This is a genomic window from Herbiconiux sp. UC225_62, from assembly GCF_042694625.1.
In the GTDB taxonomy this organism is placed as follows: domain Bacteria; phylum Actinomycetota; class Actinomycetes; order Actinomycetales; family Microbacteriaceae; genus Herbiconiux.
Window position 1 is genome coordinate 1906608 of record NZ_CP170551.1, and the last position, 26364, is coordinate 1932971.

Here is a 26364-nt window from a genome sequence, read left to right on the forward strand (position 1 = left end):
ACGATATAACCTACGCCTGAAGACGAGAGGATGTGACGTGGCCGATTCGTCGCCCAGCCCTCTACCCGCACCGGGAGTACTGACCGACTGGATGCGCCTCGCGCTCGACGAAGCGCGTGCCGCTCTCGAGACCGAGGACGTGCCGGTCGGCGCGATCGTGGTCGACGGATCGGGCGCCGTGATCGGCGTGGGTCGGAACGAGCGGGAGCTGCGGCAGGACCCCACCGCGCACGCGGAGGTGGTGGCCATCCGCCAGGCGTCCTGGAAGCTCGACGACTGGCACCTCACGGATGCGACGCTGATCGTGACGCTGGAGCCGTGCGTGATGTGTGCGGGCGCGATCCTCTCCGCCCGCATCCCTCGGGTGGTGTTCGGTGCCTGGGACGAGAAGGCGGGCGCGGCGGGCTCGGTCTACGACGTGCTGCGCGACCGGCGGTTGAACCACACCGTCGAGGTGGTGGCGGGGGTCGAGGCGGAGGCCTGCGGTGAGCTGCTCACCGCCTTCTTCCGCGACGGGCGCGGCCCCATCTCGACGCGCTGACCGCGCCCGCCGCACCCGTTGGGCCCGCCCACCCGCCGGGCCGAGCCACCGACGCGCGAAGTAGCGCGAAGTCGCTCCGGCGGACGCCCTATCGCCTACGTCGCGCGACCCGGCGACGGATGGAGCCCCGGCAGGTGCTCGAGGTACTCGGCGAGCATCCGCTGCGAGACCGCCTGCATTCCCTCGCCGTAGCGGGCGCGCTCGGCCCGCAGCGCCTCGGGGTCGTAGCCCGCAGCGTCGACGTAGGCGGCGTCGGCCACGAGCCACTCCTCGTGCATCTCGTCGGTGAGCTCGGGATGGAACTGCACGGCGAGCATCCAGTCGCCGATGCCGAAGGCTTCGTTCGCGTAGGCGGCCGACGACGCGAGGCGCTCGGTACCGCGCGGCAGGTCGAACGTATCGCCATGCCACTCCGCCACGGGCACGCCGGCGACGTGGCGCACGGGGGATTCGAGACCGGCATCCGTCGGTGTGACCTCGCGGTAGCCGATCTCGACCGTGGCGCCCGGCCGCACCTCTTCGCCTAGGGCCGCTGCGATCAGCTGAGCACCGAAGCACACGCCGAGAGTGGGGCGAGCGGATGCCAGACGCTCGCGCACGAAGGCGATCTCGGGTGCGATGAAGGCGTGCCGGTCGGCTTCGTAGACGCCCCGCGCCGACCCGAGAACGACGAGCAGATCGGCGTCGGCTGCGGTGGCCAATGCCGCGGCGAACTCACCGGGCGCCGAGGAGGCGAGACCGGCGTCGAGCACCTCGATGTCGTAGCCGTGCGCCCGCAGGACGGAATCGAAGTTGCCGAGCGACACCATCCGCTCGTGCCGGATGACTGCAGCGCGCATTGCGGTGGCGATCAGTCGGTGCTCTTGATGACGATCGCCTCGGTGGAGGTCTCGATCTCCACCGGCGGCACGTAGACGTCGGGCTCGATGTAGATGACGCGCGCGATCGGCACGGCGGACCGGATGTTCTCCTCCACCTGGTTGATGGTGGCGGCCACGTCGCGCAGCTCGATCTCGGGTGGCAGAGCGATCTTGGCCGCGACGAGCAGCTCGTCGGGACCGAGGTAGAGCGACTTCATGTGGATGAGCCGATCGACGTTGGCGGTGCCCTCGATCGCACGCGCGATGGCTGCGGTGTCGGCGTCGCTCGCGCCTTCGCCCACGAGCAGGCTCTTCGTCTCCATACCGAGCACGACCGCCACGGCCACGAGCAGGGCGCCGATGAACAGGGTTCCGATGCCGTCCCACACGCCGTTGCCCGTGATCACCGAGAGCACCACGCCCACGAAGGCGAAGGCCAGACCGAGCAGCGCCGCAGTGTCTTCGAGCAGCACCACCGGCAGCTCGGGCGCCTTGGCACGGCGCACGAACTGCACCCAGCTCTGCTTGCCCCGGGAGTGGTTGCTCTCGCGCACGGCCGTGCGCAACGAGAACCCTTCGAGGCCCATGGCGATGACCAGCACGAGGATCGGCAGCCACGCGTTCTCGATCGGATGCGGTTCCGCGAGCTTCTCGATGCCCTCGTAGATCGAGAACACGCCACCGACGGAGAACAGGATGATCGACACCACGAAGGCGTAGACGTAGCGCTCGCGCCCGTAGCCGAAGGGATGCTCCTTGTCGGCCTTCTTCTTCGCCTGACGACCCCCGAGGAGCAGGAGCAGCTGGTTGCCGGAATCGGCGAGGGAGTGCACGCCCTCGGCGAGCATGGAGGAGGAGCCGGAGAAGACGAACGCGATGAACTTGGTGACCGCGATGCCGAGGTTGGCGCCCAGGGCCGCGAGGATCGCCTTGTTGCCACCTGAAGTGCTCACGAGTGCCCTCTTTCCCTTGCGCCGCTGCGGCCAATCCTAGGATGGACTGATGACCCACGCCGACTCCACCCAGCTTCCGTCCATCGCTCTGCTCGGCGCCGGCTCGATGGGCCGGGCCGTGCTGAGCGGACTTCTCGCTCCGACCGTGGAGGTGGTCGGCGGCATCCGTGTCACCAACCGTTCGGCGTCGCGCGCCGCCGAACTCGACGGCACCCCAGGCGTGACCGCATTCGCCACCGAGGACGACCCGGAGGCGAACCGCCATGCCGTCGCCGGTGCCGCGATCGTGATCGTGGCCGTGAAGCCCGCCATGGTGCCGGACCTGCTCGACGAGATCGCGTCGTCGCTCGAGCCGGGCGCGATCGTGGTAAGCGTCGCCGCCGGAGTCACCGTCGCGACCTTCGAGGCGCACCTGCCGAGCACGGTGTCGGTGCTGCGCTCGATGCCGAACACGCCCGCCGTGGTGGGCCGCGCCGTCACGGGGCTCTCGGCCGGAACACGCTCGAGCGCGGCCGACCTCGCGCTCGTGCGCTCGCTGTTCGAGACGGTGGGGACGGTGGTCGAAGTTCCGGAATCACAGCTCGATGCTCTCAGCACCATCTCCGGTTCGGGGCCGGCGTACGTCTTTCTGTTGATAGAAGCGCTCACGGCGGCGGCGGTGGAGAAGGGGTTCAGCGCGGAGCAGGCGGCCGAGCTGGTGAACGGGACCTTCGCCGGCGCATCCGAACTCCTCGTCGCGTCGGGCAAGACCCCCACCGAGCTGCGAATCCAGGTCACGAGCCCCAAGGGCACCACCGAACGGGCGCTCGCGGTGCTCCAGGACGCCGACCTCCCCGCCCTCTTCACGAAGGCGACCGACGCGGCCCTCGCGCGGGCCAAGGAGCTCGCCGCCGGTTGAGGCCCTAGTGCGGCGTGGACGCCGTGATGAGCGCCTCGTAGTCGGCGTCGAGCCGATCGACCTCCGCCCGCCGGGCCGACACCTCCGACTCGTCGGTGGCCGCGTCGAGAGCGTCGAGCGCGGCCCGGTACGCGGCGTCCACACCCGCCCACATCGCCTCGTCGGCGGCGTCGATCGCGACCACCGCCTGACGGTCGCGGAAGTAGGGAGCGTAGAACTCCTCGAGCTCGGGCCCGGCATCCGCGATCTCCGAGCCGAGGTAGGCGAACTCCTCGGTTCCCATCGCATCGGCGTGACCCTGCGCCGACATCTCCAGGTTGCCGCGGAGCGGGTCGTCGGCGGGCAGCTCGGCCCAGCGATCGTCGAGCAGGGCGTCGAGCCGGTCGCGATCGCCGCTCGTCAGCCGGTCGTACGCGGCGTGCAGGAACTCGTGCGCCGCGGTCACCGCCACCTGATCGGCGAGCCGGTCGTCGGAGGGCTCGAAGATCGCGATGCGGCCGGTGTCGCCGATGCCGTAGTAGCAGCCCACCGTCGATCCCGATCCATCACCGTCGTCGCCGGCCTCGCTGTCGTCGACGCACGCCTCCCGGAACGGGGCATCCGAGAGCAGTTCGGGCTCGGTGTCCTCGAAGATCGCGAGACCTTCGTCGGTGAACCCGATCTGGTCGGCCACCTCGGTGAGTTCCGCCGACATCGAGTAGTGCGTGAGCCACGACAGCGGGTTCGAGGGGAGCGTGGTGAGCACGAAGAGGCCGGTCGCCACGACCGCGAGCACGCTCATCCAGAATGCCACTCGATTCCGAGGCTTCCGTCCACCCTGCCCCGCACCGGGTTCGCGGAAGATCCGCGACCCGTCATCCTCGAACAGCGTCACAGAGCGATCATCCCACCGCCGCATGACTCGCGGGGACGAGACCTCAGTTGCCGAGCGCCGCGAACGTCTCGATGTCGGACGACTTGCCCGACACGATGATCAGATCGTGGTTCGAGACCACGGTCGACTCCGTCGCGTAGGTGAACGGCTTGCCGGGGCTCTTCACGCCCACCACGGTCACGTGGTACTTCGTGCGCACGCCCGACTCGGTGAGGTTGAGGCCGCGGATCGGCTTCGGCGGATACATCTTCACCAGGGCGAAATCGTCGTCGAACTCGATGAAGTCGAGCATTCGACCGGACACCAGGTGCGCGACCCGCTCGCCCGCTTCGGCCTCGGGATAGATGACGTGGTTGGCGCCGATGCGCTCGAGGATCTTGCCGTGTGACCGCGAGATCGCCTTCGCCCAGATCTGCGGCACGCGCAGGTCGACGAGGTTGGCCGTGATGAGAACGGATGCCTCGATCGACGAGCCCACCGCCACCACCGCGATCTGGAACTCGGATGCCCCGATCTGCCGCAGCGCCTCGATGTTCTTCGCATCGGCCTGCACGGTGTGGGTCACCCGTTCCGACCACTTCTGCACGAGACCTTCGTTCTCGTCGATCGCGAGCACCTCGCGGCCCAGCCGGTCGAGTTCGCCGGCCGTGGCCGCTCCGAAGCGGCCCAACCCGATCACGAGAACCGGGGCGTCGTGTTTGATCCGGTCAACCAACGATGGGCCTCTCTTCCGGGCGCTTGTAGAGCTGCTGCCGCTGGCTCGCGGCCAGGGCGGCGGCGAGAGTCACTGTACCAACGCGCCCGAAGAACATGGTGGCGGCCATGATGTAGACGCCCGGATCGGGCAGCGATGCCGTCAGCCCCGTGGTGAGGCCCGAGGTCGCGAACGCCGAGATCACGTCGAAGAGCACGAAGTCGAGCGGTGCCTTGGAGATCTGCAGGATGAGGATGCTCGACACGGCCACCGTCGTCGCCCCCCAGAGCACGACCGAGACACCCAATCGCAGCACGTCGCTCGGGATGCGCCGGCTGAACGCCTCCATCTCCTGGTTTCCGCGCGCCTCCGCGAAGGCCGCGAGGAACAGCACGGCCAGGGTCGTGACTTTGATGCCGCCGGCGGTGGATGCCGATCCGCCGCCGATGAACATCAGCATGTCGGTCACCAGCAGACTCGACCCGTTGAGATCGGGGATGTTGATGGTCGAGAATCCGCCCGATCGCGTCATCACCGAGAGGAAGAAGCTCTGGAAGACGGTGTCGCCCGCCCCGAGTTCGCCGAAGGTCTTCGGGTTGTCGAACTCGAGGATGATGTAGAGAGCCGCTCCGAACACGATCAGGAGCGCGCTCGTCACCAGCGTGAGCTTCACGTGCACCGACCACCGCGGGGGCCGGTTCATCCTGCTGTGCCGGCGCCGCAGCTTCCAGCCCTTGAGGCTGCGCGAGAGCGTGTAGATGATCGGGAAGCCGATGCTGCCGAGGAACACGCCGATCATGAGGATCGTGAGGAAGAAGTAGTCGTTCGCGAACGGCGTCAGACCCTCCGCGTTGGGCGCGAATCCGGTGTTGGTGAACGCCATCGCCGAGTAATAGAGGGCGAACCACACGGCTTCGCCGACCGGGATGCCGTCGATGAGCATCCGGGGCAGCAGCAGGATCGCGAGCGCGAGCTCGATCACCAAGGCGCTGATCGCGACCGTGGCCAGCAACGAACCGATCTCGCCGAGCCGCACCGCCTGCCCCTCGGCGACCGGCCCGTGGTGCATCCGGAGCGGGTTGGTGTCGCTCGCTGCGATGAGTCGCGCGCGGAGACCGAGCCGGCGCGAGATGACGAGCCCGAGGATGCTGGCGAGCGTCAGCACACCGAGCGCGCCGATCTGCACACCGATGTAGATGACCACGTGGCCGAACACCGACCAGTGCGTGGCCATGTCGACCGTGGAGAGTCCCGTGACACAGATGACCGAGACCGCGGTGAAGAGGGAGTCGGCCAGGCCGGTGGCCTTACCCGTGGCGCTGGAGATCGGCAGCGAGAACAGCACCGTGAAGATGAGCACGAGCGAGGCGAAGATGAGGATCGCGAACCGCGAGGGCGAGCGCTCGGAGAATTCCCGCATCGCGGCCCGCGCGCGGCCGAACCAGGTGCGGCTGCGGAACAGCGGATTGCGGGAGAACGCCGTGTTGCCGATGCTCATCCCTGATCCTCGCTACGGCGGGCCGTGTCGGTACCCCTGTGTGAACGCCCCAATGCTACCCGGGGTGGCGCGGATGCGGGGGTGCACCACTACCCTGGACGCATGGCCGACATCTTCTCAGTGATCGCTGACCCCACTCGGCGTCAGCTCCTGTCGTTGCTGCTCGAGCGCTACGTCTCCTCCGACAGCCCCAGCGCATCCGGTGCGGGCGAAGGGGAGTTCAGCGTCTCGGAGCTGGTGTCGCAGCTCGAACTCAGTCAGCCCACCGTCTCCAAGCACCTGAAGGTGCTGCGGGATGCGGGGCTCGTGGTGGTGCGCGAAGAGGGTCAGCACCGCTTCTACAAGATCGACGTGTCGCCGCTGGAGGATGTGGAGGACTGGATCATCCCGTTCCTCTCCGCCGACTTCGACGAGGCCGCCACCGACGAGCTCTGGGACAACGCGTCCGACGCCGTCAAGTCGGCCGCCGCGACCTTCGGTCAGAACGTGGGGCGCCGGGCTGCGGCCACGTCGCACGCGGTGAAGTCGGTGGCCGACGACCTGGTGTCGAAGCTCCGGCGCTGAGCGGCGTGAGACCCGAGTGACTGCTGTTGCTCGTGAGGCCTTGCAGCCGCTATGGTTTCGCCATGGCTGCGGACCTGGATGATGTGAGATTCCTCACGGTCGCCGAGGTGGCCGAGATGATGCGGGTGTCGAAGATGACCGTGTACCGTCTCGTGCACTCCGGTGAGCTTCCGGCGATCCGTTTCGGCCGTTCGTTCCGGGTGCCCGAGTCGGCCGTCGCGTCGGCGGTGGAGAACCACGTGGCAGACCGGGCCGCCGATTCGGCCTGAGAGTAACTGGTACACTTCTCCGAGGCCCTTTGGCCGGCCGCCGGTTTTCGGCGTGGTCATCCTGATACGTGTGAGGTTTGTGTGGGTTCTGTAATCAAGAAGCGTCGCAAGCGCATGGCGAAGAAGAAGCACCGCAAGCTGCTTCGCAAGACTCGCCACCAGCGTCGCAACAAGAAGTAGCGTCAGACCCTAGGTCTCGCTACGCGAGCAGAGCGCCAGACACCACGTCTGGCGCTTTTTGCTTTCGCTGCCGATGAACGACGCGCCTGAGGAGTACTGCGCCACCCTGGTCGTCCGCGACGCGGTGACCAAGCTCGACGCGCTCGCCATCGTGTCGCTCGCCGTCGATCGGCCGGTCATCGGCGCGGGGACGATGCATCCCCACATCGAGCTCGAAGGCGGTGCGCGGGTCGAGATCGAGATCCCCAAGTTCGGCGAGCCGCCGCCCCTCGCCCTGGACGTGTACTCCCGGCTGGGTTTCGAGCACGCCGCCATGAGCGCGTTGGCTTTGCTCGGTCGGCTGGAGGAGGCCACGGCCTGGACGGTGAAGCGCGATTTCACGCCGTGACCGCGGGCGTCACCGCGTTCCCGCCCTCCGTCGGCCGCTCGGTAGGCTGAGACCGTGCCCACCGTCAACCTCACGCTCATCGGCAAGCCCGGGTGTCACCTCTGCGACGACGCGCGCGACGCCATCCGGGGAGTGCTCGACGACCTGGCCGCCGACTCGTCGGTGCCGTCGGTCGAGGTGAACGTGACGGAGCTGTCGATCCTCGACAACCCCGCGCTGATGGACGAGTTCGCCGAGGAGATCCCGGTGGTCATGCTCGACGGCCGGGTGCACACGATCTGGCGGGTCGAACCGGCTCGCCTCCGCACCGCTCTCCTGGAGGCATCCGAATGATCCGTCACGTCGTCGCGTGGAAGCTGGCCGCGACCGAGCCGTCGCAGAAGGCGGCCGACGCCGCCGAGATCACGCGACTCCTCTCGGGTCTGGTCGGGGTCGTGCCCTCGATCGTGTCGCTCGCGGTGGGCCCGAACATGGCCTATTTCGAGGCCAACTGGGATGTCGTGCTGGTGGCCGACTACGACGACCTCGCCGGTCTCGACGCCTACCAGACGCATCCGGCGCACCTCGAGGTCGTGCCGCAGATCAAGGCCCTCGTGGTCCAGCGCGCCTCGGTCGACATCGAAGTCTGATGTCGGTGGAGGTGTCGTGAGTGTCGTGACCGAGCTGCTCACCGACCGCCTCCTGCTGCGTCGGTGGCGCCACGACGACCTCGAGCCGTTCGCTGCTCTCACCGCCGACCCCGAGGTGATGCGCTACTTCCCGGCGCCGCTGGACCGCGAGGCGAGCGACGCGTTGGCGGTGCGCGCCGACGCGCTCTTCGACTCGCACGGCTACGGCTTGTGGGCGCTCGAACTGCGCGCGACGGGCGAGTTCATCGGATTCACGGGGCTGGCACCGATGCCCGAGGGCGTGCCCGGCGCCGGCGGAGTGGAGGTGGGCTGGCGGCTGGCGCGAGGGTTCTGGGGCCGGGGGTACGCGACCGAAGCGGCGCGGGCATCCGTGCGGATCGGATTCGACGAAGCCGGGCTCGCTGAGATCGACTCGATCACGGCGGTGATCAACCAGCCCTCACGCGCCGTGATGGAGCGGATCGGGATGCGCCGGGCCGACTTCTTCGAGCACCCCCGCGTGCCCGAGGGGTCGCCCCTCCGCCCGCACGTGCGGTATCGGCTGCTCGCCGCCGACCTGGGCGACGAGTAACTACGCAAATGAAGAGGACCGACGCCCTATACGGGGTCGGTCCTCTTCATTTGCGTAGTTACCAGCGTCAGGGGAGCAGGCGCGTCGGCCCGCGGAACAGGTAGACGACCTCGCGGAGGTTCGTCTGGTGCAGCATCAGCATGAGCACGCGCGAGAGACCCATGCCGAACCCGCCGTGCGGCGGGACGCCGTAGCGGAAGAAGTCGAGGTAGAACCCGAGCTCCTCAGGGTCGAGCCCCTTCTCGCGCGCCTGCTCGGTGAGGATCTCGACGCGGTGCTCGCGCTGGGCTCCCGTCGAGATCTCGACACCGTTGTAGATGAGGTCGTAGCTGTTCGTGATGGTCTGGTCGGCCGCGTTGCGCATGTGGTAGAACGGCCGGATGCTCGACGCGTAGTCGGTGAGGAAGACGAAGTCGTGCCCGTAGGTCTCCTTGACGTAGGCCGCGATCTGACGCTCGCCCTCCGGGTCCATGTCGTCGTCCTCGCGCGGCACAACGTATCCGCGGTCGGCCACGATCTGCTTCGCCTCGGCGAGCGGGATGCGCGGGAAGGGCTGCGTGGGCACCTCGATGTCGACGTCGAAGAGCGCCTTGATCTCCTCGCCGTGCTTCTCCTTCACCGCGCGGAGGCCCGCGACCATGAGCTCCTCGTGCAGCTGCATGACGTCTTCGTGCGAGTCGATCCAGGAGATCTCGGCGTCGACGCTCGTGAACTCCGTGGCGTGCCGGCTCGTGAACGACGGGTCGGCGCGGAACGCGGGACCCACCTCGAACACCTTGCCGAAGCCGGCCGGCTGCGCCATCTGCTTGAAGAACTGCGGGCTCTGCGAGAGGTAGGCCTTGGTCTCGAAGTACTCGACCTCGAAGAGCTCGGCGCGCGACTCGCTCGCCGAGGCCATGAGCTTCGGGGTGTGGATCTCGATGAAGTCGTGCTCGACCCAGTAGGTGCGCCAGGCGTGCTCGAGGGTGGTCTGCACCCGGAAGACGAGGTTCTGCTCGGGGCGACGCAGGTCGAGGAAGCGCCAGTCCATGCGCTTGTCGATGCCCGAGTCGGCCGCGATCGGCGTCTCGGGAATGGCGGCGGTCTCGACCACGAGGGTCGCGAGCTTCACCTCGATGCCGCCGAGCTTCACGCGCTCGTCGTGCTTGAGCTCGCCGGTGACGGTGATGAAGGAGCCCTGCGCGAGGCCGGAGATGATCTCGGCGACCTCTTCGGTCTCGTCCGTTCGCGGGTTCACCAGCTGAACGGCGCCCGACTCGTCGCGGAGGACGACGAACTGCACCTTCTTCTGATCGCGCACCGTATCGACCCAGCCGGAGACGGCGACGGGCCCATCGGGCAGTGCGGCAAGGTTCTTGACGAGGGTGCGTTCGGTCACGGGTAGAGAGTCTACCTGCGACGCCTCGCGGCGAAGCCGGAGATCAGGCGATCAGGTCCGTTCCGGATCAGGTGCGTTCCGGATCAGGCCCGTCCCGGTTCAGGCGTTCCGGATCAGGACCGACGCGTGGGGATGCGGCGGTAGCCGTCCATCCGCATGGCGGCGATGGTGGCGACGATTCCGGAGGTGGCGACGGCGGCGAAGATGGAGAGCGTGATGATGGTCATGAGTAAGCCTTTCTGACATCAATTTCACCTCGCGGAACTGTTCAGCACAATCGAATAGTTCTAAAGGATCGGTGTAGCTGAGCTAACACAAAGAGCCGCTCTCGGCATTCTCGCGGCTGGGCCGCTCGTAGACTGGGTATCGTGCCCGCCAGCCAGATCCACCTCGTCCGTCACGGTGAGGTCTTCAACCCCGATGAAGTGCTCTACGGACGACTGCCGAACTTCGGCCTCTCCGATCTGGGGCACCGCATGGCGAAGGCCGCGGCCGACGACCTGGTGGCCCGCAACCGCCCGATCAGCGCCCTCTACACCTCTCCCCTGCAGCGTGCGCGCGAGTCGGGCCAGCCGATCGCCCGCGCGCTCGGACTGACCCCGGCCATCGAAGACCGCATCATCGAGCCCACGAACGCGTTCGAGGGGCGACGGATGCGCGGTCCCGGTGGCGCCCTGCGCGACCCTCGGATGTGGCGCTTCCTCTGGAACCCGTGGCGGCCGGCCTGGGGTGAGGCCTTCACATCCATCTCGGCGCGGATGCTCGCCGCCATGACCGACGCACACGCTTCCATCGACGACGGAGACGTCGTGATGGTGAGTCATCAGCTGCCGATCTGGATGGCGCACCGCACCATCGCGGGCGAGCGCCTCGCTCACGACCCACGCAAGCGCCGCTGTGCTCTCTCCAGCATCACCAGTTTCGAACGCCGGGGCGACGGCTTCGTCGAGGTCGGCTACAGCGACCCCGCGGCGGCGCTCGCGGCATCCGCCACCGACGTGGGGGCAGTGTGACCCGCAGGCCGACCAGGTTCCGCATCGCGGCCGCCGCCGTTCTCGCCGCGACCGCGCTGCTGCTCGCGGGGTGCTCGAACGACCCGCTGGCGCAGCAGTACCTCGAGGGCAGCAACAAGAACTACATCTCCGGCGACGGCTCGATCACCGAGGTCCCGCTCGCCGATCGCGGCGCCGCCGTGCAGTTCTCGGGAACCGACGAGAACGGCGATCCGGTCACGGCGAGCGACTACACCGGTCAGGTTCTGGTGCTCAATTTCTGGTACGCCGGATGTGCGCCGTGCCGGGCTGAGGCGCCCGCGCTGGAGAAGCTGAACAGCGAGTACGAGGGGAAGGGCGTCTCCTTCCTCGGTGTCAACGTGCGCGATCAGGCGCCGACCGCGATCTCCTTCGCCGAGAAGTACGGCGTCTCCTATCCCTCGGTCGTCGACACCGACGGTGCGATGCAGCTGGCCTTCTCGGGCACGGTGGCGCCGAACGCGGTGCCGACCACCCTGGTGCTCGACCCGCAGGGCCGGGTCGCGGCACGCATCCTGGGTCAGCTCACCGACCCGTCGATCCTCGAGACGTTGATCAAGTCGAACCTGCCCGGCGGCGACAGCGGAGAGCCGGGCGACGCGACCCCGACGCCCGCCGCGACGCCTGCGTCCACGTCGTCCTCCGACGGATCGAGCTGACGCCGTGGGCAATCCCTTCGCCGAGGTCGTGCTGAGCGGTCAGCTGCTCCTCGCCATCCCGATCGCGCTGCTCGCCGGTCTCGTGTCCTTCGCATCGCCCTGCGTGCTCCCGCTCGTGCCGGGGTATCTCGCCTACGTCGGCGGGATCTCCGACGCCGGCACCGACGCATCAGGGCGCAAGGCCGGTCGACGGCGGATGCTTCTCGGCATCGCCCTGTTCATCCTCGGCTTCTCGGTGATCTTCCTCGCCTATTCGGCCGCGTTCGGCGCGCTCGGCACCTGGCTCATCGTGTGGCAGGACCTCGTCACCCGCATCATGGGCGTCGTCGTGATCGCGCTCGGCCTGGTGTTCATCGGACAGTTCAGCTTCCTGCAGCGCACCTTCAAGCCGAGCTGGCGGCCGGCCACGGGCCTGGCCGGCGCTCCGATCCTCGGCGTCGTGTTCGGCCTCGGCTGGACGCCCTGCATCGGCCCGACCCTCGGCGCGATCCAGGCGCTCAGCCTGACCAGCGGATCGGCCTGGAGCGGCGTGCTGCTCGGCCTCTTCTACTGCATCGGTCTCGGTCTGCCGTTCCTCCTCGTCGCGCTGGGACTGAACTGGGTGACCAGCTCGGTGAAGTTCCTGAAGCGACACATCCGCACCATCAACATCGTGGGCGGCGTCGTTCTGGTGGCCATCGGCATCCTCATGGTCTCCGGCCTCTGGACCATCTGGATCTACGAGATGCAGGCGGTGATCAACGGCTTTGTCTCGCCCATCTGATCACTTCGACTCCGCGGAGGTCACGCTTCCGCGCCTCGGCTTCCTGGGCTGGTTGCGCTGGTTCTGGCGGCAGCTCACGAGCATGCGCACCGCGCTGTTCCTGCTGTTGCTGCTCGCGCTCGCGGCCGTGCCCGGTTCGCTCGTTCCGCAGCGGGCGGCCGACCCGAACGGCGTCACGCAGTACTTCGTCGACAACCCCGATCTGGCGCCGTTCCTCGACAAGCTGCAGGCGTTCAACGTCTACACCTCGGTGTGGTTCTCCTCGATCTACCTGCTGCTGTTCATCTCGCTCATCGGATGCGTGATCCCGCGCACCAAACACCACTTCGAGGCCCTGCGCGCCAAGCCCCCGCGCACGCCGGCGCGGCTGTCGCGGCTCGCCGGCTTCACGACGCGGGACTTCCAGGGAAGCGTGGATGGCGTATCCGTCACCCCGGCGTCCGTCGTCGAGTCGGCGCGCACCCTGCTGAAGCGTCAGCGCTACCGCACCGTGGTGTTCACCGGCGTCGATGCGCGAACCGGCCGCGAGACCGTGTCGGTGTCGGCCGAGCGCGGCTACCTGCGCGAGACCGGCAACCTGGTGTTCCACTCGGCGCTGGTCGGCATCCTCATCACCGTGGGTGTCGGCGGCGGCTTCGGCTACAACGGCAACCGCGTGGTGGTGGAGGGGCAGACCTTCGTGAACACGCTGCTCGCCTACGACTCGTTCAACCCCGGACGGTTCTTCAGCGACAGCCAGCTCTCGCCCTACGCCATCACGCTCGACTCCTTCTCGGCGAGCTACGAGACGCAGTCGCTCAAGGCCTTCGGCCAGCCGCTCGACTACACCGCGGCGGTGACGACGACGGATGCCTCGGGCGACACCTCGACCAGCGACATCAAGGTCAACAGCCCGCTGAAGATCGGTGGCACCGACGTCTACCTGCTGGGCAACGGCTACGCGCCCACGATCACGATCCGGAACCCGGCGGGCGACGTGGTGTTCACCGACTCCGTGCCCTTCCTGCCGCAGGATGCCTCGCTCACTTCGCTCGGGGTCGTGAAGGTGCCCGACGGGCTGCCCGACCAGGTGGGCCTCATCGGCTTCTTCTACCCGACGCAGGCGCAGGCGGATTCCGGCGTCTACTATTCCTCGTTCCCCGATCTGCAGTACCCCGTGCTGACGCTGAACGTCTACGACGGCGACCTGGGACTTGACGGCGGTGTGCCCGCGTCCGTCTACACGCTCGACACGGATGCGATGACGCAGCTGACCGGCGGCGACACCGGGGTCGACTCGATCGAGCTGAAGCCGGGGGAGACGACGGATCTGCCGAACGGACTCGGCACGGTGTCGCTCGACGGCGTGAAGCGGTTCGCGTCGTTCGAGGTGCACCACGATCCGACCCAGGGCTGGGTGCTGCTGTTCGCGGTGCTGGTGCTCGGCGGCCTGCTGACCTCGCTGTTCATCCCGCGCCGCCGGGTGTGGGTGAAGGCCGCGACGCGCGCCGACGGCACGGTGCACGTCGAGTACGCGGGGCTCGCGCGCGGCGACGATCCGCGGCTCGTGGAGGCCTTGGCGGCGCTGGCCGAACGGCATGCCGCAGGGTTCTCGGCCGTGTCGCCGACGGACTCCTCCTCCACAACGGGGGCTTCCGGTGATTCCTCCCCCGCTGCTGTCTCCCCCTCTTCCCCGACCGATCCGAAGGCTTAGGCTCTAGCTGTGACGACGCAAGCACTCGACGAGATCTCTCTCATCCTCATCTACTCGGCCATGGGCGTGTATGCGCTGGCTTTCGTGGCGTTCGCGCTCGACCTGGCGCGGCGGTCGTCGACGGTGCGCAAGGCGACCGAGGGCGTGGAGGCGAAAGTCCCCGCCGCGGTGGGGGCTGCCGGCTCCGGCTCTGCTGCCTCCGGCTCTGCTGCCTCTGGGGCTGTTCCGGGTTCGGGCTCCGGGTCCGCGGCTGCCGACGAGGCGAGCCTGGTGTCGCTGGCCGGAGTCGACGGGGCGGGCAAGCGGTCGATGGCGCTCCGACTCGGGGTGTCGTTCACGATCCTGGCCTGGATCATCCAGCTCGGCGGCGTGATCCTCCGCGGTATCGCGGCCGCACGGGTGCCGTGGGCGAACATGTACGAGTTCTCCATCACCGGCACGCTGCTGATCGTGGCGGTCTTCCTGGTGCTGTTGATTCGCGAAGACCTGCGCTTCCTGGGCACGTTCGTGACCGGTCTCGTGCTCGTCCTGCTCGGCATCTCGACCGTGAACTACTACGTGAGTGTCTCGCCGCTGCCGCCGGCGCTGCAGTCGGCTTGGCTCGTCATCCACGTGCTCGTGGCCATCGTCGGCACCGCGTTCTTCTCGCTCGGCGGTGCCCTGTCGGTCATCCAGCTGCTGCAGACCAAGGGCGACTCCGTCTCGCGCATCGCGTCGGCGCTGCGTCTGCGGTTCCTCAAGACGCTGCCCGACTCGGAGACGCTCGAGCGCCTCGCCTACCGGGTCAACATCGTGGGCTTCGTGCTCTGGACCTTCACGCTCATCGCCGGCGCCATCTGGGCCGAGCGGGCCTGGGGGCGCTACTGGGGCTGGGACACGAAAGAGGTCTGGACCTTCATCATCTGGGTCATCTACGCCGGCTACATCCACGCGCGGGCCACCCGAGGGTGGCGCGGTTCAAGGTCGGCCTGGCTCGCGATCGTCGGCTTCGCGGCGGTGCTGTTCAACTTCGGCATCGTGAACGTGTTCTTCAAGGGGCTGCACGCCTACTCGGGCCTGTAGGTCGCGACCGCGTTCACTGATCCGCAGGGATCGGTGCTTCCTCACGACTCGGTGGCGCGAATCCGTGCGGATGAGTGACGTCAGGAATCCTCGGCCAGCAGCTCGTGGCAACGAACGAGCCGGGAACGCCACCACTCCGTTCGCTCGGCGCCGGCGGTGAAGCGGACCACGAGGTCGGGATCGACCTCGGGGCGGCGCACGGGGATGCGGCCGCCACGGGGCACCAGGCTCTCGGCCGGCGCGACGACGTCGCCCTCGAAGAGATCGACCGTGGCTAGTCCACAGTCGTAGTCGAGAGTGGGAAGGGTCGCCGCGAGGTGGGCGCCCATCGCGATGCCGACCGAGCTCTCCAGGGCCGACGAGACGACGGCAGGCAGTCCGGCCTCCCGCACGATGGCGAGGGCCCGGGCGACCCCGCCCAACGGCTGTGCCTTGACGACCAGGATGTCGGCCGCTCCGGCCCGGGCGACGGCCAACGGGTCGCTCGCCTTGCGCACGCTCTCGTCGGCGGCGATCGGGATGCCCATGTACTTCACCCGGAGGCGGATCTCGGCGAGTTCTTCGACACTCGCGCACGGCTGTTCCACGTACTCCAGGTCGAACTCGCAGAGCTGGTGGATGGCGTGCTCGGCCTCGTCGACGTTCCACGCGCCGTTCGCGTCGATCCGGATGCGCCCCTCCGCCCCCAGCACCGTGCGGGCCGCCCGCACGCGGGCCACGTCGTCGTCGATGGTCTGGCCTCGCTCGGCCACCTTGACCTTGACGGTGCGGCAGCCGTCGTAGTGCGCCAGCACCCGCTCGACCTCATCGGCCGGAACCGCGGGGAGGGTCGCGTTGACCATGATCTCGGTGCGGCCCTCCGACGACGTCGGGATCGGGCGCCAGCCGAAGTCGATCGCGCCGCGCAGCCACGCGGACGCCTCCGCATCCTCGTACTCCGGGAAGGGGGAGAACTCGGTCCAGCCTTCCGGGCCCTCGAAGAGTGCGAGCTCGCGCACCGTCTGACCGCGGAACCGCGTGTGCAGCGGGATCGCGACCACGCGCATCCGCTCGAGGATCTCATCGAGTCCGGGCAGCGTCACGGCGTCGTCGACTATCACTCCACAAGTCTCGACCCGCGAGTCCTTATCCACAATTCACCGCTCGCCGGGGCCCGGATGCGCCCACCGCGTAACCTTGCAGCATGACCGATCGCACCACCGTCTCCGACATCTTCGATCCCGCCGAATGGGTCGTCGCGCCCGGCTCCGAGGGCTTCACCGACATCACCTATCACCTCGACCGGGAGGGCAGGGTGGCGCGCATCGCCTTCGACCGCCCGGAGGTGCGCAACGCCTTCCGGCCGAAGACGGTCGACGAGTTGTATGCGGCGCTCGACGACGCGCGGCAGAACCCCCAGGTGGGAGTGGTGCTCCTCACCGGCAACGGTCCGAGCCCGAAAGACGGCGGGTGGGCGTTCTGCAGCGGGGGCGATCAGCGCATCCGGGGGAGAGACGGCTACAAGTACTCCAGTGGGGAGACTGCGAAGGGCATCGACACCGCGCGGGCCGGGAGGCTGCACATCCTCGAGGTGCAGCGGCTCATCCGCTTCATGTCGAAGGTCGTCATCGCGGTGGTGCCGGGTTGGGCGGCGGGCGGGGGCCATTCGCTGCACGTCATCTGCGACCTCACCATCGCGAGCGAGGAGCACGGCCGCTTCAAGCAGACGGATGCGGATGTCGGCTCCTTCGACGGAGGGTACGGCAGCGCGTACCTCGCACGCCAGGTGGGGCAGAAGGTGGCGCGCGAGATCTTCTTCCTCGCCGAGGAGTACAGCGCCCAGCGTGCCTACGAGATGGGCACGGTGAACGCGGTGGTGCCGCACGCGGAGCTCGAGCGGGAGGCGTTGCGCTGGGCTCGGGTCATCCTGGGCAAGTCGCCCACCGCCATCCGCATGCTGAAGTATGCGTTCAACGCGGTCGACGACGGTCTCGTGGGCCAGCAGATCTTCGCGGGGGAGGCGACTCGGCTCGCCTACGCGAGCGATGAGGCCGTCGAGGGCCGGGACTCGTTCCTCGAGAAGCGCGAACCCGACTGGTCGGCGTTCCCGTACCACTTCTGATGAACGGTCGTGCGTCCGCCAGTCGGCGTGCCATCTCGATGGACGTTCGGCTGGATGGGGCGCGTGGGTCCATCCGGTCGGTACAGGGGCGCGAAACTCCATCGAGAGTGCACGGGCCGCGGCGGGAAACGGCGTCTAAGGTGAGGCCATGACTCGATCGCTCGAGGTTCTCGACGGTGCCGACACCGCCGCCGTCGGTGCGGCTCTGCGCGTTGCCCTGTCGAACGACGGGCCTGCCATCCTGCCGCGGGAGGGGGGCACGGGCCGTGGGCGGCACGCCACGCCCGCACTGGGCGACCCGGTGGTCGCACGCGACGCACCCGTGCCGCCCGAGGTGCCGCGGGCCGTGGCCCTCGTCATCGAGACGTCGGGCAGTTCAGGCGCGCCGAAGCGGGTTGCCCTGAGCACCGATGCGCTGCTCGCGTCTGCCGCGGCGGTCGAGGTCGCACTCGGCGGGCAAGGGCAATGGCTGCTCGCGCTGCCGACGCATTACATCGCCGGGGTGCAAGTGCTCGTGCGCTCCATCGTCGCGGGCACCACGCCGGTGGTGCAGCCTCAAGGCCACTTCTCCGCCTCGGCGTTCGCCGCCCTCGCTGACGAGTTGGATGCGCCGCTGCGCTTCACCTCGCTCGTTCCCGCCCAGCTGGCCCGTCTGGTGACGGCCGCGGAAGCCGATCAGGGCATCCGCCGCTCGGTCGCCCGCTTCGACAGCATCCTCATCGGCGGGCAGGCGCTGCCTCCGGCGCTCTACGAACGCGCGAAAGCGGCCGGCTTCCGCGTCGTCCGCACCTACGGGTCGAGCGAGACCGCCGGCGGTTGCGTGTACGACGGGCGGGCCATCGGTCAGACCGTGGCGCGCGAGAGCGGCGGCGAGATCGAGCTCTCCGGGCCCACCCTGGCCGAAGGCTATCTCGGCGACGACGAGCTCACGGCCCGCAAGTTCCGGGTCGACGACCGGGTGCGCTGGTATCGCACCGCCGACAGTGGAACCGTGGTCGACGGGGTTGTGCGGGTGACCGGTCGGCTCGACAACGTCATCATCTCGGGGGGCGTGAAGGTCGCGCTCGATCGGGTGGAGCGCGTGGTGCAGGCGCTCGCCGGTTTCGAGCAGGCGGTCGTCGTTCCGCAGCGGAGCACCGAGTGGGGTCAGGTGAGCGTGGTCGTCACCGACGCACCGGTCTCGGACGACTCGCTCGAGCGGGTGCGATCGGCCGTCATCGACTCGGCCGGCCGCGCGGCGGCGCCGGTCGAGATCCACCACGTGGAGCAGCTGCCGAGACTCTCCTCGGGCAAGCCCGACCGCCTGGCGATCGCCAGGTCGCTCCAAGGCCGCGCTGGCTAGAATCAGCCCCGATGTCGAAAACGAAGAAGCGCCCTTCGGGCCACCCTGCCCGGGTCAACGCCGCGCGCGGCGCTGCGACCGCCACCAAGCCCGCCGGTCCGAAGTCGGCGGCCGGCGCCTGGATCGCGGGCGCGCGCCTCCGCACCCTCCCGCTCGCCATCGCTCCCGTGGCGCTCGGCACCGGGGCCGCGATGATCGACACCGCCGACATCTCGAAGCTCCTCGTGGCGCTCTGCCTGGTCGTGGCGGTGTTCCTGCAGATCGGCGTCAACTACGCCAACGACTACTCCGACGGCGTGCGGGGAACGGATGATTTCCGGGTGGGTCCGCCGCGCCTGACCGGCTCCGGCCTGGTCCCCGCCAAGCGGGTGCTCGCCGCCGCGATCGTCTTCTTCGCGCTCGCCGCGATCGCCGGCCTCGTGATCACCGTGATCACCGGCCAGTACTGGCTGCTCGCCGTGGGTGCGGCCGCGATCGCCGCGGGCTGGTTCTACACCGGCGGCAAGCATCCCTATGGCTACTACGGCCTGGGCGAGGTCTTCGTGTTCGTGTTCTTCGGCTTGGTCGCCACCGCCGGAACCACGTTCATCCTCGCCGGCGAGGTCAACGACGAGAGCTGGCTGGCCAGCATCGCCGCCGGCGCGATCGCCTGCGCGGTGCTGATGGCCAACAACATCCGCGACATCGAGCAGGACAAGCTGGTGAAGAAGCGCACCTTCGCCGTGCTCATCGGCCGCACGGCGTCGCGCATCGTCTACGTGGTGTGGATCGCCATCGCCTACGCGATCCTCTGGTTCTTCACGCTGCTGTTCCCGCTCGCGCCGTTGGTGTTCTTCACCCTGCTGCTCACCGGCCCCGCCATTGTCATCATGCTGACGGCGAAGAAGCCGCGCGAGTTCGTCACGGTACTGCAGCTCACCAGTCTCTTCGGGTTGCTCTACGGCATCGGTCTGGGCCTGGCCTTCGGCTACTAGAGCGCCGGCGGGGCGCCGCTGATCAGAAGTTGATCATGTGGCCGGTGAGGCCGTGGAAGCCCTCCTGCAGCGCCTCGGAGAGCGTCGGATGCGTGTGCACGTTGCGCGCGAGTTCGGTCGCGGTGAGGTCCCACTTCTGCGCCAGCGTCAGCTCGGGCAGGAGCTCGGAGACATCCGGTCCGATCAGGTGGGCGCCGAGGAGCTCGCCGTACTGCGAGTCGGCGACGATCTTGACGAAACCCACGGGCTCGCCGAGTCCGTGCGCCTTGCCGTTGGCCTGGAACGGGAACGACACCACCTTGATGTCGTGCCCTTCGTCGCGGGCCTGCTGTTCGGTGAGCCCGAACGAGGCGACCTGGGGCTGGCAGAAGGTGGCGCGCGGCATCATCCGGTAGTCGCCGAGCGACTGGGTCTCGGCGCCGGCGATGGTCTCGGCCGCCACGACGCCCTGGGCCTCGGCCACGTGCGCGAGCTGCAGCTTCGCCGTGACGTCGCCGATCGCGTAGACGTGGGGCACGTTGGTGCGCATGAAGTCGTCGATGGCGATCGCTCCGCGCTCGGTGAGGGCCACGCCGGTGTTCTCGAGGCCGTAGCCTTCGACCCGGGGAGCGAACCCGATCGACATGAGCACCTTCGCGGCCGAGATCGAGCCGGTGCTTCCGTCCTTCGCCGTGTAGGTGACGGTGACCGAGGAGCCGTCATCGACGACCGTCTCGACCTTGGTCGAGGTGAGGATGTCGATGCCGAGCTTCTTGTACTGCTTCGCGATCTCCTTCGAGACATCCGCGTCTTCATTGGGCAGAGCGCGGTCGAGGAACTCGATGATCGTCACATCGACGCCGTAGTTCTTCAGGACGTAGGCGAACTCCATGCCGATCGCTCCCGCGCCGACGACGACGATGGAGGAGGGCAGGTCGCGGGTCATGATCTGCGTCTCGTACGTCACCACGTTGTCGCTCAGCTCCACGCCGGGGAGCAGCCGCACGGTCGATCCGGTCGAGATGATGACGTCGTCGAAGGTGACCGTCTCGGTGTGTCCGCCGGCCAAGGAGACTTCGAGCGAGCCCGCACCCGTGAACACCCCGTGTCCGTCGTACTCGGTGATCTTGTTCTTCTTCATCAGGAAGTGCACGCCCTTGACGCGCCCCTCCGCCACCTGCCGGCTCCGGTCGAACGCGGCGCCGAAGTCGAAGCTCACGTCGCCCGAGATGCCGAACTGCTGCGCCTGGTGCGTGAAGATGTGGGCCAGCTCGGCGTTGCGCAGCAGCGCCTTCGAGGGGATGCAGCCGACGTTCAGGCACACCCCGCCCCAGTACTGCCGCTCGATGACCGCCACGCTCTTGCCGAGCTGTGCGGCGCGGATCGCGGCGACGTAGCCGCCGGGCCCGGCTCCGAGAACGACGACGTCGAAGTGTGCGGACATTGTTTCTCCTTGCGGGAATCGGGGATTCGGATGCGGCGGGGGGATCGGTGGGATCGTCTAGGGGCGCTGCTCGTCGCCGGCGGCGTGGTCGACCGCGTCGTCTTCGACGCTCTCGTCTTCACGCGACGCGGACGGCCGGCTCGCAGCCTGGCCCCGGTTGTTGCGCGCCTCGTAGAGCGTCTTCGACGCCTCCTCCCGCGGTTTGCGCAAGAAGATGATCGAGATGCAGAGCGCGATCAGCGCCGCGATCACGGCGGCCAGCCAGGGGGTGATCTGCAGCAGCAGAAGCAGGATCAGGACGCCGGCGAACAACCCCAATCGGATGAGGGTGTACACGAGCCAAGTGCGTCCGGGTTTCACAGCATCGAGTCTACGGCGCGCATCCTGACCGCCCCCTCGAAAGCAGCGGATCCGGTGGCCTCGGAAGCCCGTCGTGGCCCGGATCTGAGCGTCTCCCGGCACTCAGGTTGCGGTTTGGAAACACGCGGCCGACTCCCGGATCCCGGGGGTACAGTTACTCCATGGCTCGCGTACTCCTTGCCCTCGTCATCATCGTGGTGGCTTTCACGGTGTACGCGCTCGTCGACTGTCTGATGCTTCCGAAGGCACGGGTGAAAGCCCTTCCGCGGGTGGCGTGGTTCTTCATCATCCTGCTGTTCACCCCCATCGGCGGCATCCTCTGGCTGCTGATCGGGCGCGGTCGCCGAGCGACCACTCCAGCCGTGCGCGCGATCGGTCCCGACGACGATCCCGACTTCCTGGGCACCATGCGGCCCATCCACGACCCGAACGAAGACGAGCGCATCCGCGAACTCGAGAAGCGCCTCGCCGAGACCGACGACGAGCAGGACAAAGGCAAGTCCGAGCGGTGACGGCCAGCCCGGCCGCGACGTTCGCCACCCGGCTCGTGCGCGCGTTCGCCGCGCTCGGGGTGGAGCACGCCGTGGTCTCTCCGGGCTCGCGATCGCAGGCACTCGCGCTGGCGCTCGCCGAGCTGGAGAAGCAGGGGCGGATCACGCTGCACGTGCGCATCGATGAGCGCGTCGCCGCCTTCACCGCACTCGGGATCGCCCGGGAGAGCGGCAGGCCCGCCCTGGTCGTGACCACCTCCGGCACCGCTGCCGCGAACCTCCTGCCCGCCGTGGTCGAGGCGCACCACTCCGGGGTTCCGATGATCGTGCTCACGGCTGACCGGCCGGCCGCCCTCCGGGGCACGGGCTCGAACCAGACCACGTGGCAGCCGGGCCTCTTCGGCCGTTTCGTGCGCGCCGAGCGGGACGTCCCGGCACCGCTGCCGACGCCGGGCGGCATTCCGGATGCGCGGGAGTTGGCCGCCTTCGCGTTCGCGACGGCGACGAATGCCGATTCGGGCCCGGTGCATCTGAACCTGCAGTTCGTGGAGCCGCTCTCCGGGACTGTGGACGAGCCGGATGCGCGGACCGCGGGCGCCGCATCGGGGAGCGCCGGCGCGGCCACCGAGCCCGGTGCATCCGACGCTCCCGAACCAGGCGCACTCGGCGAGACTGACGCCTCCGCCGAGCGGGGCGTATCGGAGCGCCCCGGCGGCCCCGCCCGCTCTGCCGCCGCCTCGCTGCATCTCGCCCAGGGGCCGCGCACGGTCGTGATCGCGGGTGCCGATGCGGGGCCCGCCGCCAACGAGTTCGCGCTGGCCGCGGGGTGGCCGCTGCTCGCCGAGGTGTCGAGCGGTGTGCGCTTCGGCCCCAACCTCGTGGCGGTCTACCGTGACCTGCTCGACCACGCCGAGTTCGGCGGGCGAGTCGAACGGGCGGTCGTGTTCGGGCATCCGACGCTCAGCCGTCAGATCCCGGCGCTGTTACGCCGCGAGGGGGTCGAGGTCGTGGTGGTGCGGGGGCCCGGCGAACCGGTGCTGCCGCATCCGGACGTCGTCGTGGTCGACGTGCTCACCGCCGAACCGGAGGACCGATCCGACCGCGCGGCGCGGGCCTGGACCGGACAATGGGTCTTCGCCAGCCGGGAGCTGCTGGAGGAGGCGGCCGACGACGTCGCCGCTCCCCTCGTCGACGCGGGGGCTCCCGGGGACCTCGCCGGACAGCGCGAGTTCGCCCGCGCGGAGCTGGCCGCCCTGCGTGCCCCGATCACGCGCCGGTCGCTGGTGCTCGCCGTGTGGCGCGCGACCTGGCCGCACGACCGACTCGTGCTGGGGGCATCGCGGCTGATCCGAGAACTCGACGCCGCGGCCCCGGGCAAGAAGGTCAGCGTGCACTCGAACCGCGGGCTGGCCGGCATCGACGGCACGGTCTCGACCGCGATCGGGGTGGCGCTCGCCAGCCAGACGCCGCGGCGACGGGCTGACGGTGAGGTGGCGGCCGGCGGAGGGGCGGACTCGGTGTCCGCGGGTACGGGTGCGGGGGCTTCGAGCGCCGCCCGGGCACGAGCGGGCACGACCCGGGTGCTTCTCGGTGACGTCACGCTGCTGCACGACGTGGGCGCACTGCTGCTGGCGCCCGGGGAGGTGCGGCCGCGCATCCAGCTCGTCGTGGGCAACGACGGCGGGGGCACCATCTTCGACAGCCTCGAGGTGGCGGCGACCGCCGACCCGGATGCCTTCGACCGCGTGCTCTACACCCCGCAGAACGTGTCACTCGCGTCGCTCGCCACCGCATACGGCTGGGATCACCGCCTCGTGGCCTACCGCTCCGACCTCGAGTCGGTGCTGGCCTCACCGCCCGCCGGGCCGAGCATCGTGGAGGTGGCGCTGTCGCGCTGACTCCGGCGCAGGCGGCATCCACTCCTGCACAACCGCGGCACGGATGGCGGATGCCGCGCGTTGCTGTGGACAGCGACCGGATGTCGGCAGCGCGAACTAGGCTCGTCACGTGACTCAGACATCCGCCTCCGCCGCTCTCGACACCCTCAGCCGGGTCTTCGGGTACGACTCGTTCCGGGGCGATCAGGCCGAAGTCATCGATCACGTCATCGCCGGTGGCGACGCCGTGGTGCTGATGCCGACCGGTGCGGGCAAGTCGCTCTGCTACCAGGTGCCGTCGCTCGTGCGCTCGGGCACCGGTGTGGTGATCTCGCCGCTCATCGCGCTGATGCACGATCAGGTGGAGGCGATGAAAGCGGTCGGGGTGCGCGCCGCGTTCCTCAACTCCACGCAAGACTCCGCCGAGCGGGCCGAGGTCGAGCAGGCCTATCTCTCGGGCGAGCTCGACCTGCTCTACGTGGCGCCGGAGCGGCTCTCCGCCGAGAGCACAAAACGGTTCCTGGAGAACGGCGAGATCGCGCTGTTCGCGATCGACGAGGCGCACTGCGTGTCGCAGTGGGGGCACGACTTCCGGCCCGACTACCTGGCGCTCGCCGAGCTGGCCGAGCGCTGGCCCACCGTGCCGCGCATCGCGCTCACCGCCACGGCCACCGAGGCCACGCACAAAGAGATCACGCAGCGGCTCTCGCTCGGCGACGCCCGGCACTTCGTGGCGAGCTTCGACCGCCCGAACATCCAGTACCGCATCGATCCGAAGGGAGAGGTGCGCAAGCAGCTGCTGTCGTTCATCCGGTCGGAGCATCAGGGCGATGCGGGCATCGTCTACGGTCTTTCGCGCAACACGGTCGAGAAGACGGCGCAGTTCCTGGCCGAGAACGGCATCGACGCGATGCCGTACCACGCCGGGTTGGATGCGCGGGTGCGCTCTCGCACGCAGGCGCGGTTCCTGCGCGACGAGGGGGTGGTGATCGTCGCCACCATCGCGTTCGGCATGGGCATCGACAAGCCGGATGTGCGGTTCGTGGCCCACATCGACCTGCCGAAATCGGTCGAGGGGTACTACCAAGAGACCGGTCGCGCGGGGCGCGACGGTCTGCCGTCGACCGCCTGGATGGCCTACGGGCTGAACGACGTGGTGCAGCAGCGACGGATGATCGACGAATCCCCGGGGGACCTCGCGCACCGGCGCCGGCTGTCGGCGCACCTCGACGCGATGCTCGCCCTCTGCGAGACGGTGAGTTGCCGGCGGGTGAACCTGCTCGGCTACTTCGGGCAGAAGAGCGAGCCGTGCGGCAACTGCGACACCTGCATCACCCCGCCGGAGTCGTGGGATGGCACGATTCCGGCCCAGAAGCTGCTCTCCACCGTGGTGCGCCTTGATCGGGAGCGCAACCAGCGCTTCGGCGCCGGGCACCTCGTCGACATCCTGCGCGGCAAGCGCACCGACCGGGTGGGCCAGTGGGGGCACGATTCGCTGAGCACCTGGGGCATCGGCACCGACCTGAGTGAGCAGCAGTGGCGTGGTGTGGTGCGTCAACTGCTGGCACAGGGTCTGCTCGCGGTGAACGACGACGGCTACGGAACGCTGGTGATCACGCCCGAGAGCGGGTCGGTGCTGGCTGGTGAGCGGGTCGTGCAGTTGCGACGCGAACCAGAACGTGTGGCGTCGAGCCGCTCGGGTGGCGGGAGCGGCAGCGGGGGGTCGCGGGGCGGACGGGCATCGGCGGCGAAGGCGGAGCTCTCGGCCGACGACGCGGAGCTGTTCGAGCAGTTGCGCGCGTGGCGGGCGGCGACGGCGAAGGAGCAGGGCGTTCCGGCCTACGTCGTGTTCCACGACGCGACGCTGGCCACGGTCGCGGCGATGCGCCCGACGTCGGTGGCGCAGCTCGAGGGCATCTCGGGGATCGGCGACCGCAAGCGCGAGTCGTACGGTCCCGGACTGATCGCCACGATCGTGGCGGGCGAGTTCACGCCGGATGCCGATGCGTCGCCACGCGAAGGCGCACCGAAGCGGGACAGTACGCGCGGCTCCGGTCGGCCCGCTCAGGTCACGGTGCGATTCGGCGGCGAGGCGTCGACCGTCGATCCGGGCCCGGCGTACTCCGACGCCGATGCTCCGTTCTTCGACGACGAGGCGCCGCCCTTCGACGACTTCCCGCCGGACGATCCGTTCGGGCGCTGACCGAGCCGTCGTCCTGCCGGCCGTCACGTGCCGGCCGTTGCCTGGTTCGCATGGGGCGTCGCCTTCGTGTCGTCGCCCGCGCGCGGTT

29 protein-coding genes are annotated in these 26364 nt (G+C 68.9%); 20 read left to right on the plus strand and 9 right to left on the minus strand.

All coding sequences use genetic code 11. The annotated features are described in order from the left end of the window. Window positions 1–91 precede the first annotated feature (91 nt). Window positions 92–541 carry a tRNA adenosine(34) deaminase TadA gene (gene tadA, locus ACFJGU_RS09170; RefSeq protein WP_382310319.1) on the plus strand — a complete coding sequence of 150 codons (450 nt, stop codon included), beginning with the start codon at window positions 92–94 and terminating at the stop codon, window positions 539–541. Between the two features lie 95 nt (window positions 542–636). Here tadA and ACFJGU_RS09175 read toward each other — a convergent pair whose 3' ends face one another. Together ACFJGU_RS09175 and ACFJGU_RS09180 are read right to left on the minus strand one after the other, a co-directional pair. Continuing rightward, window positions 637–1380 (minus strand): glutamine amidotransferase, encoded by a 744-nt coding sequence (locus ACFJGU_RS09175; RefSeq protein ID WP_382309651.1) that lies wholly within the window; start codon window positions 1378–1380, stop codon window positions 637–639. Between the two features lie 11 nt (window positions 1381–1391). Continuing rightward, entirely contained in the window at window positions 1392–2354 is a 963-nt protein-coding gene (locus ACFJGU_RS09180; RefSeq protein WP_382309653.1) for a cation diffusion facilitator family transporter, read from the minus strand. Window positions 2355–2403: 49 nt separating this feature from the next. On the opposite strand from ACFJGU_RS09180, the gene proC reads away from it, so the two are divergent. After that, window positions 2404–3252: a pyrroline-5-carboxylate reductase gene (gene proC, locus ACFJGU_RS09185; protein WP_382309655.1), complete on the plus strand. Its 849-nt coding sequence runs from the start codon at window positions 2404–2406 to the stop codon at window positions 3250–3252. A gap of 4 nt (window positions 3253–3256) precedes the next feature. Here proC and ACFJGU_RS09190 read toward each other — a convergent pair whose 3' ends face one another. The 3 genes from ACFJGU_RS09190 to ACFJGU_RS09200 all read right to left on the minus strand — a co-directional run bounded on the left by ACFJGU_RS09190 (window position 3257) and on the right by ACFJGU_RS09200 (window position 6318). Beyond that, entirely contained in the window at window positions 3257–4033 is a 777-nt protein-coding gene (locus ACFJGU_RS09190) for a hypothetical protein (RefSeq protein WP_382309657.1), read from the minus strand. A gap of 136 nt (window positions 4034–4169) precedes the next feature. After that, the gene (locus tag ACFJGU_RS09195; protein WP_382309659.1) at window positions 4170–4841 is read right to left on the minus strand and encodes a potassium channel family protein; all 672 of its coding nucleotides are present in this window, start codon (window positions 4839–4841) and stop codon (window positions 4170–4172) included. After that, window positions 4834–6318: a TrkH family potassium uptake protein gene (locus tag ACFJGU_RS09200; RefSeq protein ID WP_382309660.1), complete on the minus strand. Its 1485-nt coding sequence runs from the start codon at window positions 6316–6318 to the stop codon at window positions 4834–4836. The genes ACFJGU_RS09195 and ACFJGU_RS09200 overlap by 8 nt, the downstream gene beginning before the upstream one ends. A gap of 102 nt (window positions 6319–6420) precedes the next feature. Between ACFJGU_RS09200 and ACFJGU_RS09205 the strand changes: the two genes are divergently transcribed. The 7 genes from ACFJGU_RS09205 (at window position 6421) to ACFJGU_RS09235 (ending at window position 8919) form a co-directional block, all read left to right on the plus strand. Further along, on the plus strand, window positions 6421–6882 hold the full coding sequence (locus ACFJGU_RS09205) for an ArsR/SmtB family transcription factor (protein ID WP_382309662.1): 462 nt from the start codon (window positions 6421–6423) through the stop codon (window positions 6880–6882). Between the two features lie 62 nt (window positions 6883–6944). Continuing rightward, a complete protein-coding gene (locus ACFJGU_RS09210; protein WP_092549136.1) occupies window positions 6945–7151 on the plus strand; it encodes a helix-turn-helix domain-containing protein in 207 nt (68 codons plus the stop codon). A gap of 81 nt (window positions 7152–7232) precedes the next feature. Continuing rightward, window positions 7233–7331, plus strand: a complete 99-nt coding sequence (locus tag ACFJGU_RS09215) for a 30S ribosomal protein bS22 (RefSeq protein ID WP_003792170.1) — start codon at window positions 7233–7235, stop codon at window positions 7329–7331. 73 nt (window positions 7332–7404) lie between these two features. After that, entirely contained in the window at window positions 7405–7719 is a 315-nt protein-coding gene (locus ACFJGU_RS09220; RefSeq protein ID WP_382309665.1) for a hypothetical protein, read from the plus strand. Window positions 7720–7773: 54 nt separating this feature from the next. After that, window positions 7774–8052, plus strand: a complete 279-nt coding sequence (locus tag ACFJGU_RS09225) for a glutaredoxin family protein (RefSeq protein WP_382309667.1) — start codon at window positions 7774–7776, stop codon at window positions 8050–8052. Beyond that, window positions 8049–8348 (plus strand): Dabb family protein, encoded by a 300-nt coding sequence (locus tag ACFJGU_RS09230; protein ID WP_382309669.1) that lies wholly within the window; start codon window positions 8049–8051, stop codon window positions 8346–8348. Before ACFJGU_RS09225 ends, ACFJGU_RS09230 begins: the two co-directional genes overlap by 4 nt. A gap of 16 nt (window positions 8349–8364) precedes the next feature. After that, complete coding sequence (locus ACFJGU_RS09235; protein ID WP_382309671.1) at window positions 8365–8919, plus strand: GNAT family N-acetyltransferase; 555 nt, start codon at window positions 8365–8367, stop codon at window positions 8917–8919. A 67-nt stretch (window positions 8920–8986) separates the two neighbouring features. Here ACFJGU_RS09235 and aspS read toward each other — a convergent pair whose 3' ends face one another. Continuing rightward, on the minus strand, window positions 8987–10297 hold the full coding sequence (aspS, locus tag ACFJGU_RS09240) for an aspartate--tRNA(Asn) ligase (protein WP_382309673.1): 1311 nt from the start codon (window positions 10295–10297) through the stop codon (window positions 8987–8989). 368 nt (window positions 10298–10665) lie between these two features. Between aspS and ACFJGU_RS09245 the strand changes: the two genes are divergently transcribed. From ACFJGU_RS09245 to ccsB, 5 genes are read left to right on the plus strand one after another with little or no spacing between them, the layout of a single operon-like run. Further along, window positions 10666–11310 carry a histidine phosphatase family protein gene (locus ACFJGU_RS09245; protein ID WP_382309675.1) on the plus strand — a complete coding sequence of 215 codons (645 nt, stop codon included), beginning with the start codon at window positions 10666–10668 and terminating at the stop codon, window positions 11308–11310. Then, window positions 11307–11987 carry a TlpA family protein disulfide reductase gene (locus ACFJGU_RS09250; protein WP_382309677.1) on the plus strand — a complete coding sequence of 227 codons (681 nt, stop codon included), beginning with the start codon at window positions 11307–11309 and terminating at the stop codon, window positions 11985–11987. Before ACFJGU_RS09245 ends, ACFJGU_RS09250 begins: the two co-directional genes overlap by 4 nt. Before the next feature lie 4 nt (window positions 11988–11991). Continuing rightward, the gene (locus ACFJGU_RS09255; RefSeq protein ID WP_382309679.1) at window positions 11992–12750 is read left to right on the plus strand and encodes a cytochrome c biogenesis CcdA family protein; all 759 of its coding nucleotides are present in this window, start codon (window positions 11992–11994) and stop codon (window positions 12748–12750) included. Further along, window positions 12734–14443, plus strand: a complete 1710-nt coding sequence (locus tag ACFJGU_RS09260) for a cytochrome c biogenesis protein ResB (protein ID WP_382309681.1) — start codon at window positions 12734–12736, stop codon at window positions 14441–14443. The genes ACFJGU_RS09255 and ACFJGU_RS09260 overlap by 17 nt, the downstream gene beginning before the upstream one ends. A gap of 60 nt (window positions 14444–14503) precedes the next feature. Then, on the plus strand, window positions 14504–15505 hold the full coding sequence (gene ccsB / locus ACFJGU_RS09265; RefSeq protein ID WP_382310321.1) for a c-type cytochrome biogenesis protein CcsB: 1002 nt from the start codon (window positions 14504–14506) through the stop codon (window positions 15503–15505). 80 nt (window positions 15506–15585) lie between these two features. Here the strand turns inward: ccsB and ACFJGU_RS09270 are convergent, their stop codons facing one another. After that, window positions 15586–16605: an o-succinylbenzoate synthase gene (locus ACFJGU_RS09270; protein WP_382309683.1), complete on the minus strand. Its 1020-nt coding sequence runs from the start codon at window positions 16603–16605 to the stop codon at window positions 15586–15588. A gap of 83 nt (window positions 16606–16688) precedes the next feature. Here ACFJGU_RS09270 and ACFJGU_RS09275 point away from each other — a divergent pair, with 83 nt between their 5' ends. From ACFJGU_RS09275 to ACFJGU_RS09285, 3 genes are all read left to right on the plus strand, one after another. Beyond that, window positions 16689–17606, plus strand: coding sequence for a 1,4-dihydroxy-2-naphthoyl-CoA synthase (locus ACFJGU_RS09275; protein ID WP_382309685.1), 918 nt, complete (start codon window positions 16689–16691; stop codon window positions 17604–17606). A 148-nt stretch (window positions 17607–17754) separates the two neighbouring features. Further along, entirely contained in the window at window positions 17755–18948 is a 1194-nt protein-coding gene (locus ACFJGU_RS09280; RefSeq protein ID WP_382309687.1) for an AMP-binding protein, read from the plus strand. Window positions 18949–18959: 11 nt separating this feature from the next. After that, entirely contained in the window at window positions 18960–19922 is a 963-nt protein-coding gene (locus ACFJGU_RS09285) for a 1,4-dihydroxy-2-naphthoate polyprenyltransferase (protein ID WP_382309689.1), read from the plus strand. Window positions 19923–19944: 22 nt separating this feature from the next. Here ACFJGU_RS09285 and lpdA read toward each other — a convergent pair whose 3' ends face one another. After that, window positions 19945–21345: a dihydrolipoyl dehydrogenase gene (lpdA, locus tag ACFJGU_RS09290; protein WP_382309691.1), complete on the minus strand. Its 1401-nt coding sequence runs from the start codon at window positions 21343–21345 to the stop codon at window positions 19945–19947. Between the two features lie 57 nt (window positions 21346–21402). Further along, entirely contained in the window at window positions 21403–21705 is a 303-nt protein-coding gene (locus tag ACFJGU_RS09295) for a DUF4229 domain-containing protein (RefSeq protein WP_382309693.1), read from the minus strand. Between the two features lie 161 nt (window positions 21706–21866). Here ACFJGU_RS09295 and ACFJGU_RS09300 point away from each other — a divergent pair, with 161 nt between their 5' ends. From ACFJGU_RS09300 to recQ, 3 genes are all read left to right on the plus strand, one after another. Beyond that, entirely contained in the window at window positions 21867–22217 is a 351-nt protein-coding gene (locus tag ACFJGU_RS09300; RefSeq protein WP_382309695.1) for a PLDc N-terminal domain-containing protein, read from the plus strand. Then, window positions 22214–24094, plus strand: a complete 1881-nt coding sequence (gene menD, locus ACFJGU_RS09305) for a 2-succinyl-5-enolpyruvyl-6-hydroxy-3-cyclohexene-1-carboxylic-acid synthase (protein WP_382309697.1) — start codon at window positions 22214–22216, stop codon at window positions 24092–24094. The genes ACFJGU_RS09300 and menD overlap by 4 nt, the downstream gene beginning before the upstream one ends. Window positions 24095–24203: 109 nt before the next feature. After that, on the plus strand, window positions 24204–26276 hold the full coding sequence (recQ, locus tag ACFJGU_RS09310) for a DNA helicase RecQ (RefSeq protein ID WP_382309699.1): 2073 nt from the start codon (window positions 24204–24206) through the stop codon (window positions 26274–26276). Window positions 26277–26364: the final 88 nt, after the last annotated feature.

Coding starts and splice junctions, on each gene's coding strand:
- tadA (WP_382310319.1), top strand. CDS start 92: ATGCGCCTCGCGCTCGACGAAGCGCGTGCCGCTCTCGAGACCGAGGAC.
- ACFJGU_RS09175 (WP_382309651.1), bottom strand. CDS start 1,380: ATGCGCGCTGCAGTCATCCGGCACGAGCGGATGGTGTCGCTCGGCAAC.
- proC (WP_382309655.1), top strand. CDS start 2,404: ATGACCCACGCCGACTCCACCCAGCTTCCGTCCATCGCTCTGCTCGGC.
- ACFJGU_RS09190 (WP_382309657.1), bottom strand. CDS start 4,033: ATGAGCGTGCTCGCGGTCGTGGCGACCGGCCTCTTCGTGCTCACCACG.
- ACFJGU_RS09200 (WP_382309660.1), bottom strand. CDS start 6,318: ATGAGCATCGGCAACACGGCGTTCTCCCGCAATCCGCTGTTCCGCAGC.
- ACFJGU_RS09205 (WP_382309662.1), top strand. CDS start 6,421: ATGGCCGACATCTTCTCAGTGATCGCTGACCCCACTCGGCGTCAGCTC.
- ACFJGU_RS09210 (WP_092549136.1), top strand. CDS start 6,945: ATGGCTGCGGACCTGGATGATGTGAGATTCCTCACGGTCGCCGAGGTG.
- ACFJGU_RS09220 (WP_382309665.1), top strand. CDS start 7,405: ATGAACGACGCGCCTGAGGAGTACTGCGCCACCCTGGTCGTCCGCGAC.
- ACFJGU_RS09230 (WP_382309669.1), top strand. CDS start 8,049: ATGATCCGTCACGTCGTCGCGTGGAAGCTGGCCGCGACCGAGCCGTCG.
- ccsB (WP_382310321.1), top strand. CDS start 14,504: ATGGGCGTGTATGCGCTGGCTTTCGTGGCGTTCGCGCTCGACCTGGCG.
- ACFJGU_RS09275 (WP_382309685.1), top strand. CDS start 16,689: ATGACCGATCGCACCACCGTCTCCGACATCTTCGATCCCGCCGAATGG.
- ACFJGU_RS09280 (WP_382309687.1), top strand. CDS start 17,755: ATGACTCGATCGCTCGAGGTTCTCGACGGTGCCGACACCGCCGCCGTC.
- ACFJGU_RS09285 (WP_382309689.1), top strand. CDS start 18,960: ATGTCGAAAACGAAGAAGCGCCCTTCGGGCCACCCTGCCCGGGTCAAC.
- lpdA (WP_382309691.1), bottom strand. CDS start 21,345: ATGTCCGCACACTTCGACGTCGTCGTTCTCGGAGCCGGGCCCGGCGGC.
- ACFJGU_RS09300 (WP_382309695.1), top strand. CDS start 21,867: ATGGCTCGCGTACTCCTTGCCCTCGTCATCATCGTGGTGGCTTTCACG.